This is a genomic window from Flavobacterium sp. I-STPP5a (assembly GCF_009764685.1).
Classification (GTDB): Bacteria; Bacteroidota; Bacteroidia; order Flavobacteriales; family Flavobacteriaceae; genus Flavobacterium.
On the sequence record NZ_VHLM01000081.1, the window covers coordinates 1 to 14,461 of the forward strand.

General features: G+C 34.5%; 9 protein-coding genes. 8 read left to right on the forward strand and 1 reads right to left on the reverse strand.

What is annotated here, in order from left to right; all coding sequences use genetic code 11:
- Positions 1-750: 750 nt before the first annotated feature.
- A complete protein-coding gene (locus FJV36_RS15555) occupies positions 751-1,428 on the reverse strand; it encodes a DUF4294 domain-containing protein (RefSeq protein ID WP_158727731.1) in 678 nt (225 codons plus the stop codon).
- A gap of 82 nt (positions 1,429-1,510) precedes the next feature.
- Here FJV36_RS15555 and FJV36_RS15560 point away from each other — a divergent pair, with 82 nt between their 5' ends.
- The 8 genes from FJV36_RS15560 to FJV36_RS15595 all read left to right on the forward strand — a co-directional run bounded on the left by FJV36_RS15560 (position 1,511) and on the right by FJV36_RS15595 (position 14,423).
- A complete protein-coding gene (locus tag FJV36_RS15560; RefSeq protein WP_158727730.1) occupies positions 1,511-2,602 on the forward strand; it encodes a M42 family metallopeptidase in 1,092 nt (363 codons plus the stop codon).
- Between the two features lie 497 nt (positions 2,603-3,099).
- A complete protein-coding gene (locus FJV36_RS15565; RefSeq protein WP_158727729.1) occupies positions 3,100-5,391 on the forward strand; it encodes a DNA topoisomerase 3 in 2,292 nt (763 codons plus the stop codon).
- Positions 5,392-5,580: 189 nt separating this feature from the next.
- Complete coding sequence (locus FJV36_RS15570; protein WP_158727728.1) at positions 5,581-6,054, forward strand: DUF6265 family protein; 474 nt, start codon at positions 5,581-5,583, stop codon at positions 6,052-6,054.
- Positions 6,055-6,255: 201 nt separating this feature from the next.
- Complete coding sequence (locus FJV36_RS15575; protein ID WP_158727727.1) at positions 6,256-7,761, forward strand: ankyrin repeat domain-containing protein; 1,506 nt, start codon at positions 6,256-6,258, stop codon at positions 7,759-7,761.
- 4 nt (positions 7,762-7,765) lie between these two features.
- Positions 7,766-8,248 (forward strand): DUF2271 domain-containing protein, encoded by a 483-nt coding sequence (locus FJV36_RS15580; protein ID WP_158727726.1) that lies wholly within the window; start codon positions 7,766-7,768, stop codon positions 8,246-8,248.
- 136 nt (positions 8,249-8,384) lie between these two features.
- Positions 8,385-10,580 (forward strand): PepSY domain-containing protein, encoded by a 2,196-nt coding sequence (locus FJV36_RS15585; protein WP_158727725.1) that lies wholly within the window; start codon positions 8,385-8,387, stop codon positions 10,578-10,580.
- Between the two features lie 167 nt (positions 10,581-10,747).
- Positions 10,748-11,758, forward strand: coding sequence for an FAD:protein FMN transferase (locus tag FJV36_RS15590; protein ID WP_199250853.1), 1,011 nt, complete (start codon positions 10,748-10,750; stop codon positions 11,756-11,758).
- A gap of 379 nt (positions 11,759-12,137) precedes the next feature.
- Positions 12,138-14,423: a TonB-dependent siderophore receptor gene (locus FJV36_RS15595; protein WP_158727724.1), complete on the forward strand. Its 2,286-nt coding sequence runs from the start codon at positions 12,138-12,140 to the stop codon at positions 14,421-14,423.
- Positions 14,424-14,461: the final 38 nt, after the last annotated feature.

Here is a 14,461-nt window from a genome sequence, read left to right on the forward strand (position 1 = left end):
GTTCTTGCGAACAAAACGGCTGTCAATTCAATATGTCTAGGAACGTATTCTTACTATTTTTTCGCCTTTCGTTTGTTTCTCAAAGCGGGTGCAAAAGTAGTTATTCTTTTTTAACTGGCAAGAAAATAATGAAGTTTTTTTGAGATAATATTTATCTCTTTTACTCCTCTATTTCTTATCAATCTCTCAAGGAACTTCCGTTGTTTTGCGGGGTGCAAAGATAACTTTCGTTTTTAAATCTCACAAGCTTTTTTTAAAGTTTATTTAAAAAGTAAATCTCTAATTACTTTGTTCTACTTGTCAGTATTTTAAAGAACGTCTGCGTCATTGCGGGTGCAAAAATACAACCTTTATTCGCTTTTACAAGCTTTTTATTTGCCTTTTTTTGATTTATTTTATAATCGACTGATTACATGTTTCTTAAAAATGAAATTTTCTCTTTTCGTTTAAATTACTGCATTTATTCGGTGAGATCACCCCCTTTGGCGGGTATTTGAAAGTTTTATTAATATATATAGGTAAGTAGACTTTATATACTATATATACGGTATAACTCAAATCAACTCTTATTCCATTTTCGCTATTGACCCTCTCTATTGAAGAGACACATACATTATAAGGAAAAAACAACAATTCTTTAATTGTGCTTTTTTACGGTATAGTAAAGTGGAGCGGAGAGATATTCTTAAAAGAAATTAAATATTACTACACTTATTGAAACTCTAATTTAATAGAAAGTAATATAGATGATCATTTTTTTAAATTCTCAGCTCGTTTTACCCAGGAATCGTTTAAAGTATCATAATCTATAACGATCGCTGGTTTTTGGTTTTGAAGCCTTCCAGCTTCAAATGCTCTAAATAATATGGTTTCTATTAAATAATCTTCGTTTACGGTATATGGAGCATATTTTGTTTTAAGATTGATATCAAATAAACTTGCTGCGGTATTTGACCAAAATGCCTTCCAACCGCTCTTGAGGGTTTTTACAAGCTCATAAGTAGTAGTGCCTGTTTGCCTGTGAATAAGCTTTACTAATATTTGGCCTTGCTTGCGGGATAGTTTTTTGAGTTTGGCTTCGAATTCATTGCTCAAATAACCCTCAACGATTTTAAAATATTTTTTCTTTTCTTTATTCGTTTTCAAATTCGCCATGCCTTTGTTAAGATTAGTCAATCGCTCCGATGCTATTTTTGCATAAGGATACACTTTATATACTCTACTTTGTAGCAATAAGAATTGTTTTCTAGCTTCTGGATCTAGTTTCTCTTTTGAAATTAAAATCTCTGGCAGTTGTATGGTGTCATTAATTTCATATTCATCTTCACCAAGTTCGTAACCTATTTTTGTAGTGTCTTGAGGTGTTGTCTGTGCATTTGAGAAGTGAACACAAAAAATAATTAATAACGCTATAAGCAATGGTTTCATGTTTCGAATTTTTAAAATCAAAATTATACAATATATGTACAAGTGTGATGCCAAATTTTTAATTTAGCAAAAAAAATATTTTATGAGTACAACAACATTATTAAATACAACTTCCTTAGCCTTTTTAGAAAAATACTTAAACAACGCCTCCCCGACTGGCTACGAAAGTGAAGGTCAAAAAATATGGATGGATTATTTACGCCCATATGTAGATACCTTTATAACGGATACCTATGGAACTGCTGTAGGAGTTATAAACCCTGATGCTCCATATAAAGTAGTTATTGAAGGACATGCCGATGAAATTTCATGGTATGTAAATTACATTACTGAAGATGGATTACTGTATGTGATACGCAACGGTGGATCTGACCATCAAATTGCTCCATCAAAGAGAGTTGATATTCACACTAAAAAAGGTATTGTAAAAGGGGTATTTGGCTGGCCGGCTATCCATACAAGAAGTAGAGCCAAAGAGGAAACTGCCAAAGTTGAGAATATTTTTATTGATATAGGTTGTGAAACAAAAGAGCAAGTGGAAGCTATGGGGGTTCATGTAGGCTGTGTAATTACGTATCCAGACGAATTCATGATTTTGAATGACAACAAATTTGTTTGTAGAGCCATTGACAATCGAATGGGTGGTTTTATGATTGCCGAGGTAGCTAGAATGTTGCACGAAAATAAAATTACACTACCATTTGGTCTTTATATTACCAATTCTGTGCAAGAGGAAGTGGGCTTGCGTGGCGCAGAAATGATTACCAAAACCATACGACCAAATGTTGCTATTGTAACCGATGTATGTCATGACTCAACCACGCCGATGATTGATAAAAAAATAGAAGGCGACACCAAAATAGGTAAAGGACCAGTAATTACCTATGCGCCAGCTGTACACAATACACTGCGAGAAATAATTCTTGATACAGCTATTGCAAATGAGATTCCGTTTCAAAGATTAGCTTCGTCAAGAGTAACGGGCACAGATACTGATGCATTTGCCTACAGTAACGGAGGTGTAGCATCGGCTTTGATCTCTTTACCGCTACGTTACATGCACACTACAGTAGAAATGGTTGATCGCTCTGATGTAGAAAATGTGATAGAGCTTATTTACAAAACCTTGCTTCAATTAAAAAACAACGATACGTATTCTTATTTTAGTAAGTAGCCGTATCTATTTAAAAACAACTCAAAACCTTCCTTGAGTTGTTTTTAAATTTTTCTTCGCTATCTGGTTAATTCCCAGATAGTGAAGAAAATATTAATATACTTAGTTTGTCAAAAAGTTCAGATTTCCATTTTATTTTTGGATCTAATGCTTGACAAATCCCATAAATAAGACTACTTGGCCATTTTCATGAGAACAATTTGAAGCTGGTACAGGAATAGATTCGTGCTAGAATTTCACTAAATATTTACGTTTAGGACTCTTGTGTTGCACTCTACTCCTTTTGAAAAAGAATATAATCTATTGAGCCCTGATAGCAGCGGCATCCTTTTATCCCGATTTTTTTTCGGGATGAAAGATATAGCGGATAGCAGGAGGAGTTTTACTTACTAAGAAAGAAGTACTGCTCCTTAAAAAAAGCTTTTGAAAACTCAGTGTGAATTGTTTTTTGATATCCTTTCTAAATTGCTAATTTGCGCCCTTAAATGTATATGAAGATGAAGGTATGTATTGCCGAAAAACCTAGTGTGGCAAGAGAAATTGCAACTGTACTGGGTGCCAACACTAAACGAGATGGATATTATGAAGGGAATGGTTATGCGGTTACCTACACTTTTGGACATTTGTGCACGCTTAAAGAGCCTAATGATTACAAACCACACTGGAAAAGTTGGGACTTGAATAACTTACCCATGCTTCCTGAGAAATTTGAAACCAAAGTAGTGGAAAATTCAGGAATCCAAAAACAGTTTAAAATTGTAAAACAATTGTTTGACCAAGCAGAAATGGTTATTAATTGTGGTGATGCGGGCCAAGAAGGAGAACTCATTCAGCGCTGGGTTATGAACCAAGCACATTATAAAGGAGTGGTGATGCGACTTTGGATTTCCTCTTTGACAACCGAAGCTATTAGAGAAGGTTTTCAAAACTTAAAACCCTCCAGCCAATACGACAACCTGTTCTATGCTGGTTTCTCTAGGGCTATTGGTGACTGGTTACTGGGCATGAATGCCACTCGACTGTACACTGTAAAACATGGTGGATACAAGCAAGTGTTATCTATAGGTAGGGTACAAACCCCTACTCTTGCTATGGTTGTAGAACGGTATAAAGAGATTATGAATTTCAAGCCACAGCCCTATTGGGAATTACAAACCTTGTACCGTGAAACTCTTTTTAATTATGAAGAAGGTAGGTTTTTAAAGAAAGAAGAAGGTGAAATTCTGGCTCAAAAAGTAAAAGAAAGTCCGTTTGAAATTATTGCTGTTGACAAGAAAAACGGCAATGAGTATGCTCCAAAATTATTTGACCTAACTGGATTACAGGTGTACTGCAATACTAAATTTGGTTTCTCAGCAGATGAAACTTTAAAAATAGCCCAACTGTTATACGAACAAAAAGTAATTACCTACCCTAGAGTAGACACCACTTTTTTGCCCAATGATGTTTACCCAAAAGTACCTGGTATTTTACAAAAATTAACGGCATACGCACAATTGACCGCTCCTTTATTGAATAAAAAAATAAAAAAATCAAGTAAGGTTTTTAATGATAGTAAAGTAACAGATCACCATGCAATTATTCCCACGGGTGTACAAAATAACTTGTCCTACAATCACCAGCAAGTATACGATATTATAACCAAACGATTTATCGCTGTTTTTTATGACGATTGTCTTGTGGCAAATACTACGGTGCTGGGTAAAGCCGCCGATGTAGTTTTTAAAACAACCGGTAAAATAATTTTAAAAAAAGGATGGAGAGTTGTTTTTGAAGATCCAAATGCTAAGGAAAAAGAAACCGATCTTTTACCCTTATTCAACATTGGCGAAAGTGGCCCTCATGAACCTTCTTTCTTAGAAAAAGAAACGAAAGCGCCCAATCAGTTTACCGAAGCTACCTTATTAAGAGCCATGGAAACCGCCGGAAAACAAGTTGAAGATGATGACTTGCGCGAACTCATGAAAGAAAACGGTATTGGCAGACCATCAACCCGAGCTAACATTATTGAAACCTTATTCAAGAGGCAATATATTATTAGAAATAAAAAACAAGTATTGCCCACTGCAACCGGCATTCAACTGATTGAGACCATTCAGAATGACATGGTAAAATCAGCAGAACTCACGGGTTCTTGGGAAAAACAACTTCGTGATATTGAAAAAGGAACCTATTCTGCCGCTTCATTCATTAATAATATGAAACAAATGGTAGGAGCACTTGTTGATGAAGTTCGTCTGGAAACCCGTCGTGCCATACATGCAACACCACTGCATGAGGAAAAGAAAATTGCAAAACCCGTAAAAAAATCACCTGCCGGAATTGCACAACAAAAATGCCCGAAATGCAAACAAGGATCGCTACTAAAAGGAAAAACAGCCTACGGTTGCAGCGCCTATCAATCTGGATGTACTTTTTTATTACCTTATGTTTATGCCGAAAAAAAGATTTCAGAAAATCAATACTTGCGCTTACTGCAAAAAGGATCTACCGTAAACTTGAAAGATTTTAAAACACAAGCCGGTACAGTAGAAGGTTTATTGCATTTTGACGAAAATTTCCAACTTATACTTGAACAGAAGAAGACTTTGGCGAAAGCCGTTCCTGACGAATTATCCTGCCCGAAATGCAAAAAAGGAACCGTCTTAAAAGGAAAATTAGCCTATGGATGCAGCCAATATAAAGTAGGCTGTACCTTTAACGTTAGTTTTATTAAGGTTCGGGAGCAGTTAAACGGAGTCGTTGCCACAAAAGATCTTGTACACCAAATTCTTAAAAGCAATAGTTAGTTTTCTGGAGCTTCATCCAGCTATCCGCTATATCTTTTTATGATTAAAAAAAATCATAAAAAGGATGCCGCTTCTATCTGGGCTAAGAATGACAAGTAAACTATAATTGACGAATAAATATTTCAACAGAAATCATATCTTTTTTTTTAAATTTGTAAGGCAAACAAAGTGCAACTTTATACACTACCCATGAAAAAACACATCCTCATTATCTTATCAGCAATCAGTATTGTTAGTTGTAACAAAAAAAGCTCTAGCGAAAAGGAAAAAATTAAAGCAGCTCATTGGATGATTGGCAACTGGAAATACAAAACAGCAACCGGAACCCTTACTGAGAACTGGACAAAGGGCAATGACAGTACTTTACTAGCCACCTCATTTTACATACAAGATAAGGATACCATACACCATGAAACAATTGTACTGCAACAAAACGGTGATAATCTCACTTACACGGCTACAATAAAAGGACAACATAATGATCAACCTGTTGTTTTTACTTTAAATCGCGCAACAGAAAAATCAATGGTTTTTGAAAACCTGAAAAACGATTATCCTAGAACTATTACCTACCAGCAAGTGTCATCCCAATCTATAATCGCTAAAATAAGCGGAATACAACAAGGCAAACCTTCATCAGAGCAATTTGTTTTAAAAAAATAGTTGCATTACAATTTCAGTCAAACGTCTGCAAATTAATTTTTTGTATAATACAGGCCCAAGAAATTTAATAATTTTTCACTTTACTATTCATATTTATTCTAAATAATTTTAATTCTTCGAAAAGGGTTTCTATATTTGCAGTGTATTATTTTTATTTAATCTAAATAAGTGACTGCAAATAGAAATCTAAATATTATTGACATGAAAAATAAACTTTTTGTTTCGTTGGCCTTTGTAACAACACTCTTAGTAAGTGCTCAACAAAAAAACAGCTTACTTGACCAATCCTTTTGGAAAACAAAACCAGATGTAAATACTGTAAAAGCTGAAATTGATAAAGGAAATAGCCCATCAGCATCCACTTCTAACTCTTTTGATGTTACCGTAATGGCCATTAACAATGATGCGCCAGAAGCTACCATTAAATACCTTTTAGAACAACCCGGCAATGAAGTCAGTAAATTGACTCATGACAATCGTATTTACTTGCATTGGGCAGCAAACAAAGGGAATTCGGCAATTGTCGAGCATTTAATTGCAAAAGGGTCTGATATCAATCTAGAGGATAGTAAAGGAGAAACCCCACTTACTTTTGCCGCAATTGGTGGCCAAAGCAACACAGCACTGTACGAAGCTTTTTTTAAAGCAGGAACAGATCCAAAGAAAAAATATAAAGATGGAGTAAACCTATTACTCATGGCTATTGCATCTGATAAAAGTTTAGCACTAACAAATTATTTTACCTCAAAAGGAATGTCTTTGAAAGATACTGATGCTGATGGAAACACCGCTTTTGATTATGCTGCAAGATCAGGAAATATAACCTTACTGAAATCACTTATCGAGAAAGGAGTAAAATATACCAATAACGCATTACTTTTTGCAGCTCAAGGGTCAAGAAGAGAAGCAACTTCACTAGAAACCTATAAATATCTGGTAGAAGATTTAAAACTTAAACCTACTATTGCCAATAAAAACGGAGAAATGGTTTTGTATTATTTAGCCGGAAAGCCAAACCAAATTGAAACAATCAACTATTTTCTAGCAAAAGGTGTTCCTTTGAACACAAGAAACAGTGACGGAAATACTCCAATCATGGTAGCAGCCTCAACTCGAGATACAGCTGTTTTAGAATTATTGTTACCGCTTGTTTCAAACGTCAATGCTCAAAATGAAAAAGGAGAATCGGCATTAACTATTGCTGTAAAATACGGAACTCCCGAAGCAGTTAGAGCACTATTAAACAAAGACGCAAATCCAAAAGTACTAAACAAAGATCAACACAATCTAGGATTCTATTTAATTCAATCCTACAAACCAATGACCGGCAAACCAGAAAATGCAAATGGTTCCGTTCAAGATCCATTTGATCTTAAAATGAAATTTTTACAAGAAAAAGGACTTGATTTAGTTGCGTCTCAAAAAGACGGAAACACTTTAATTCATTTCGCAGTTGCAAAAAATGATTTGGAATTAGTCAAAAAGGTAGCTGCCTTACCTATAGACTTAAATTCAAAAAACAAAGATGGATTAACGGCACTTCACAAAGCCGCCATGATCTCAAAAGATGATGTTATTTTAAAATATTTATTAAGTATAGGAGTAAAAAAAGATAGCACTACTGAACTTGATGAAACGGCATACTCTCTGGCTAAAGAAAACGAGACACTTATCACTAACAAAATTGATCTAGAATTTTTAAAATAGCACTATGAAATCCATACTTAAAATATCGTTAACCCTATTATTACTGTGTTTTACAACAAATCAAGCAACAGCTCAAAGTAGTAAGTACAAATGCATGTTACAAATGTCAAACTATATGGGCGAAGGAGCTTACATTGTAGTTTCACTAGTGAATGTAAAAGGAGAATACGTAAAAACGCTTTATGTAATGGGCGATGATAAAAAATGGTACAAAACATTAAAGGAATGGCACAAATTTTACGCTAAAAAACCTGAAAATTTAAGTGCTAAAACAGGTGCATCTGTAACAGGTGGTGACCGTAGCATCACGACTATTGAGATTGAAGATGCTAAAATTAATAAAGGATTTAAATTGCGTTTTGAAACCGCTGTAGAAGATCACAAATACCACACCACCGATATTGAAATTCCACTTACTACTGAAGGAATTGCGGCTAAAACTGAAGGTAATAATTACATCAGATTCGTGCGTTTAAATAAAATTTAAAAACACATATTACTACTATTCAAACAAATTGACCCTTGCTTTTTAAATGAATGCAAGGGTCATTTTTAAATAAATCATCTACTTTGATCCACTCTCTAAAATATAATTAGAGCGGATAAGTAACTACTTTTACATTATGACTATCTCTTTTTGGCGACTATCACATTTAGCTCTAGCTTTATTCTCGGCGTTATTTTTAATATTAGCATCAATTACAGGAGTGATTCTTGCTGTTGATGCTATTCAGGAAAAAACTCCACCTTACAAAGTTGCTAATTTTGATACCCTCACACTAGACAAAACTATTGCAGCCGTTAGAAAAATTTACCCAGAAATAACTTCGGTACGTGTAGATCACAATCAGTTTGTAATTTTAGAAGGAATAGACAGTCAAGATCAAGATGTGAATGCGTACATAGATCCTAATACTGGAAAAATCCTGGGAAAACCCAAGAAAAAAAATGAATTTATCCTATGGACAACTGCTCTTCATAGGTCTTTATTTTTAAAAGAAACTGGAAGATTAATAGTTGGTTTTATCTCTTTTTTATTGGTTTTAATAAGTATTTCTGGATTGGCACTGCTAATAAAAAGACAGAAAAGTTTCCGTGGTTTATTTTCAAAAATTGTCAAGGAAAACTTTGCGCAGTACTACCACATTGTTTTAGGAAGATGGTCTTTGATTCCGATTCTAATACTTGCCATTACAGGAACTTTTTTGACACTAGAGAAGTTCAATTTTTTTATAGATTCAACTGAAAAAGAGGCTAAAAATACAACTACGATAACCCATATTCCAACAAAAAAAACAGCTCAATCCTTTTTTAAAAACACCTTACTGAGCAATATTCAAAAAATAGAATTTCCGTTTTCTGATGATCCTGAGGAAAATTATATTATAACTTTAGGTGACAAAGAAATTGAAGTAAATCAAGTATCTGGAGCGGTAGTGCGCGAAACACCTTTTCCATTGCAAACGCTTATTTCAGGCTGGAGCCTTAATTTACATACCGGGAGAACTAGTGTTTTATGGGCATTAATACTAGGTTTTGCAAGTATCAACATATTGTTTTTTATCTATTCTGGATTTGCCATGACAATCAAAAGTAGGTCAAGCAGAATAAAAAACAAGTTTAAAAAAGACGAAAGTAACATCATCATTTTAGTAGGTTCGGAAAACGGCAGCACACTCGTTTTTGCAAATGCGATTCAAAAACAACTTATTGCGGCAGGAAATAAAGTCTATATAACGGAACTCAACTCATATCAAACCTATCCTCAAGCAGAACATATATTGGTTTTTACTGCAACGCATGGCTTAGGTGATGCACCTGCAAATGCCACTAAGTTTACTTCATTAATCAATCAAAACGTTCAAAACCAGAAGATAAATTTTTCAGTATTGGGTTTTGGATCTCGTGCTTATCCTGACTTTTGTGAATTTGCCACTACAGTTGATAGTATTTTAGACAAGCAAGATTGGGCTATACGATTACTCGATTTACAAACTGTTAATGACAAATCAGTTGCTGAATTTATAGAGTGGGTACGCTTGTGGAATACCAAAACGGGAATCCCGCTGGCTACTACTCCGTCTTTATACAATGCAGTACCAAAAGGAATTAAAAAACTTGTTGTACTTGATAAAACAGAAGTCTCTCCTACAGACCAAACTTTTATTATGAATCTAGGATATGCCAAAAGAAACAAAATAAAATCCGGTGATTTACTTGCCATTTATCCTGCAAACGACAATCAAGAACGACTATACTCTGTAGGTATGCTACAAGACAAGATCCAACTTGTAGTAAAATTACATCCGCATGGTTTGGGTTCTAGATATTTATATAACTTAAAAAAAGGAGATGTTTTTGAGGGCAGAATAGTAAGCAATCCGTCGTTTTATTTTCCTGAGCAAGCTACAAAAATTGCAATGATATCAAATGGAACAGGAATTGCTCCGTTTCTGGGAATGATAGATAAAAATAAAACAAAAGTTCCTACCTATATATACTGTGGTTTTAGGAAAAAAACCGAAACCGTAAAAGGATATGAAGATTTCTTAACTAAAATGATAGAAAAAAAGAAACTAAACGAGTTTCATTTAGCACTATCTCGTGAAGAAAATTCTCTTTATGTAATGGATTTAATTCAGCGTGATGCTTCCTTTTTTATAGATTTACTAGTTTCTGGCGGCGTAATCATGATTTGTGGTTCACTAGCCATGCAGCAAGATGTAGAGCGTGTTTTAGAAAATATTTGTCTTGAGCATACCAGAGTTGGAATTGACTTGTACAAAAATAAAAATCAAATCCTGTCTGACTGCTATTAAAAAACTGACTTACTGTACGCATGTTTTTGCGTGAGTGATGGCAGTGGAGCTCTTTATAGGAAAGCCTTTTTGAGGGCTTTTCTATAAAAGCGGGAACGAACAGCACGACCCTCAGTTTCGTCCTTTGGAAAGAAACTGAGGGTCACGCCCTAAAAAATTAATAAGTAATGATCCAATTTCGTATATTTTTATCGCTAGTAACCTTCTTATTGGTCCAAAACCTAGAAGCTCAAGTTTTAAAAAAAAGAACCACATTATTGATGGGTGGTCGCTTTGACATTTCTATAGTGGCTCAAGATACTACAACAGCTGTGCAAAGTATTGATGAAGTTGTTGCTGAAATAACACGTATAGAAAACTTGATTTCGGACTGGAAGCCTACTTCTCAAGTTTCGGAAGTGAATCAAAATGCAGGTATTCGCCCCGTAAAAGTTGACAAAGAAGTATTTGAATTGACGCAAAGAGCGCTTGAATTATCAAAGATTACTAAGGGCGCGTTTGACATTAGCTTTGCGGCTATGGATAGGATTTGGAAATTTGACGGGTCGATGACCGAGATGCCTACAGCAGAAGCTATTCAAAAATCAGTAGAAAAGGTGGGTTATGAAAATATCATTTTAGACAGTTTAGAGTCTACCATTTACCTCAAAGTAAAAGGGATGAAAATAGGTTTTGGCGCCTTAGGCGAAGGATACGCAACCGATAAATGCCGTGCTATGATGCTGTCCAAAGGCATTCCTGCTGGAATCATTAATGGCTCTGGCGATATGAGTACGTGGGGAACGCAGCCTAATGGCAAACCTTGGAATATTGGTATTACGAACCCTTTTCGACCCGAAAAAATTATGTCGATCGTTCCATTAAGGCAAGAAGCCGTAACCACTTCTGGGAGTTATGAAAAATATGTCGTTTTTAATGGTAAACGCTATTCACACATCATTAATCCCGCTACGGGTTATCCTGCTACGGGTTTGTGTAGCGTGACCGTTTTTGGCCCCAATGCTGAAACAGCAAATGGATTAAGTACCTCTATAATGGTACTTGGTCAAAAGGATGGATTGCAGTTGTTAAAAAGATATCCGGACTATTCGGGTATTTTGATATTAGATACCGGAACAACAATTAAGACGAGTAATTTTAAAAAAATGAAAAAAAATTCATTTTTACAATTGAAGTAATATATGCCTCCCTTTGTATTATTCTAGACAAGAAACTTCATTAGCACTCTTTATCAGTATTTAAAATAAATAGCTATTTATATCACAATCTTAAAATCTTTTTTGCTGATTGCCATACTCCCTATTTTCCAGGCGCGTCATTTAAAAGACTAAGCTTGCCGTTTTTCATTTCCTTTTTTACAATTTAATTGGTTTAATTGAGACATAGAAAGTTAAGTTAGACTTTCATTCTTCAAAAAATACTATTTTAATTCACTACAAATCAATGCACTAAATTTTTATTAGTTTTTTATTAGTATTTAATCTAAATAAGCTTTGTAATTCAAAAGATGGGTTTTATATTTGCAAAGTTATTTTTAATTATTCTAAATAAATGCAAATGAAATATATTTTTTTACCCGTAGCTGCTTTTTTTATGAGTCTTTCTAGTTTTTCACAAACTGGATTAAACACTACAGAGACCAAAGAAATTGAAGCTTACATGGAAACAGCAGTAGACACTGTAAAAAATAAAAAAGGACAAATATTAAAAGAAGTTGTGGTTTCAAGCAACAAAGACAAAAAAACAATATCTGCTTTACGTTCTGGTTTGAAACCAATGGATACTCCACAAAGTTTACAAGTTATAGGATCTGAAATTATTGGTCAACAGCAATCTATTAGATTGAGTGATGTGGTCAAAAACACTAATGGTGTTTATGTGAGTTCGGCTCGTGGTGGTGCTACCGAATCATTTTTTTCGCGCGGGTATGATATGTCTGGTAACAATATGTTTAAAAATGGTTTCCGTTATAATGCAGGTTCTATTCCTGAGGTTTCTGGTTTAGAAAAAGTAGAGTTTTTAAAAGGAGGATCGGCATTATTATATGGAAATGTGGCTCCAGGAGGTATTTTGAACTTGGTAACAAAAACTCCAAAGTTTACAGCTGGAGGCGAATTATCCATGCAAATGGGAAGTTTTTCGTATTACAAACCATCTATTGATTTTTATGGCCCGTTGAGTAAAAGTATTGCTTATCGTGTAAATGCTTCTTACGAAAAATCAGAAAGTTTTAGAGACTTTGTAAAAAACGATAGAGTTTATATTAATCCTTCGTTATTATTCCATATTTCTGATAAAACTCAAATCACCGTACAAGGTGATTATTTAAGCGCTGATTGGACACCTGATTTTGGGACAGGAATTGTTGGAAAAGAAATATTAGATTTACCAAGAAATCAGTTTTTTGGAGCAAAATGGTCTAATGGAAACACCAAGTCTTCAAGTGCATCGGTTCAATTACACCACGATTTTAATATCAATTGGAATTTGAATTTTAATTCATCATTTCAAAATTATGACCGAAGCCAAAAATCTACAGCGCAACTTTCCAATTTAAACACTTATTCGGTGCCTGGAACGTGGAACAGAGGATTGGTTCAAAATAAAAATTTAGAGAAAATATTTGGTGACCAGTTAAGTATTCAAGGTACTTTTTATTCTGGAAAAGTAAAACATCAAATCTTTACTGGGGTAGATTATGAATTGTCTATTGCTGATAACTACACCTATGTTTTTAACGAAAAAGCGGTTATGGTAAATGGAAAATACGATCCGAGTTTATACGACACAATCAATCTTTTTAGTTTCAATCCTAACTCACAAAGAAACGACATTCCAAATGCAGCCAATACACAAATTGCAATTACAGAAACTAGTCGTTTTGGTGGATTTGCACAAGACTTGATATCGATTACAGATAAAATTAAAGTTTTGGCAGGTATCCGTTGGTCTTGGCAAGAAGCTCAAGTAGTAACCACAGATTTTACAAAAAACACAGTTACTGAAGGAGCCAATAATTTAAATAGAGCGTTCTCTCCAAAAGCAGGCTTAGTATACCAACCTAATAAAACCACAACGGTGTTTAGTAGTTATTCTAATTCTTTCACGCCAAATACAGGAACGACAGTTGATTATAAACCACTTGATCCTTCTATTATTGACCAATATGAAGTAGGAATCAAAAAAGATTTTATGAAAGGTTTGCTTACAACAAACATTACCGCCTATATTATTGAAAATAATAATCTTGCACAAACAGCTCCTTTTGCAGCTGATGGAGTTACCCCAAATGTAAATACGAACTTGAGAGAATTAGTAGGAGGGACGAAAGGAAAAGGGATTGAAATTGACATCAATGCTAACCCAGTTAAAGGTTTAAACGTTTTGGCAGGGTATAGTTTTAATGAAACCAAAATCACTAAAACTTCTGGTACAAGTGGAAGTTTAATTGAAGGTGATTTATTAACCAGAACACCTAAACACACTGCCAACTTTAGTGTTTTTTACAAAATTCCAGAAGGTTTTTTCAAAGGAATAACACTTGGTGGTATCGCTAGCTATGTAGGTGACCGAGTGGGCGGTTGGAACGACCGTTATGTGTGGACTGAAAACAAGCCTTCAACTACGCCAAAAACCTACACTATTACTATAGAAGACCGTGACATTCCATTAAAAGGATATACAACAGTAGATTTATCAATTGGCTATGACTGGAAGAAAGTATCACTATTATGTAAACTTTCTAACATAACAAATGAATTGAATTATACGGTGCACGAAAATTACAGTACAAATCCTATTGCTCCTAGACAAATAATGGCTATTTTAAAGTATAAATTGTAATTCTGAATCTTTATTTCATACTTTAACCCGATAAAAAA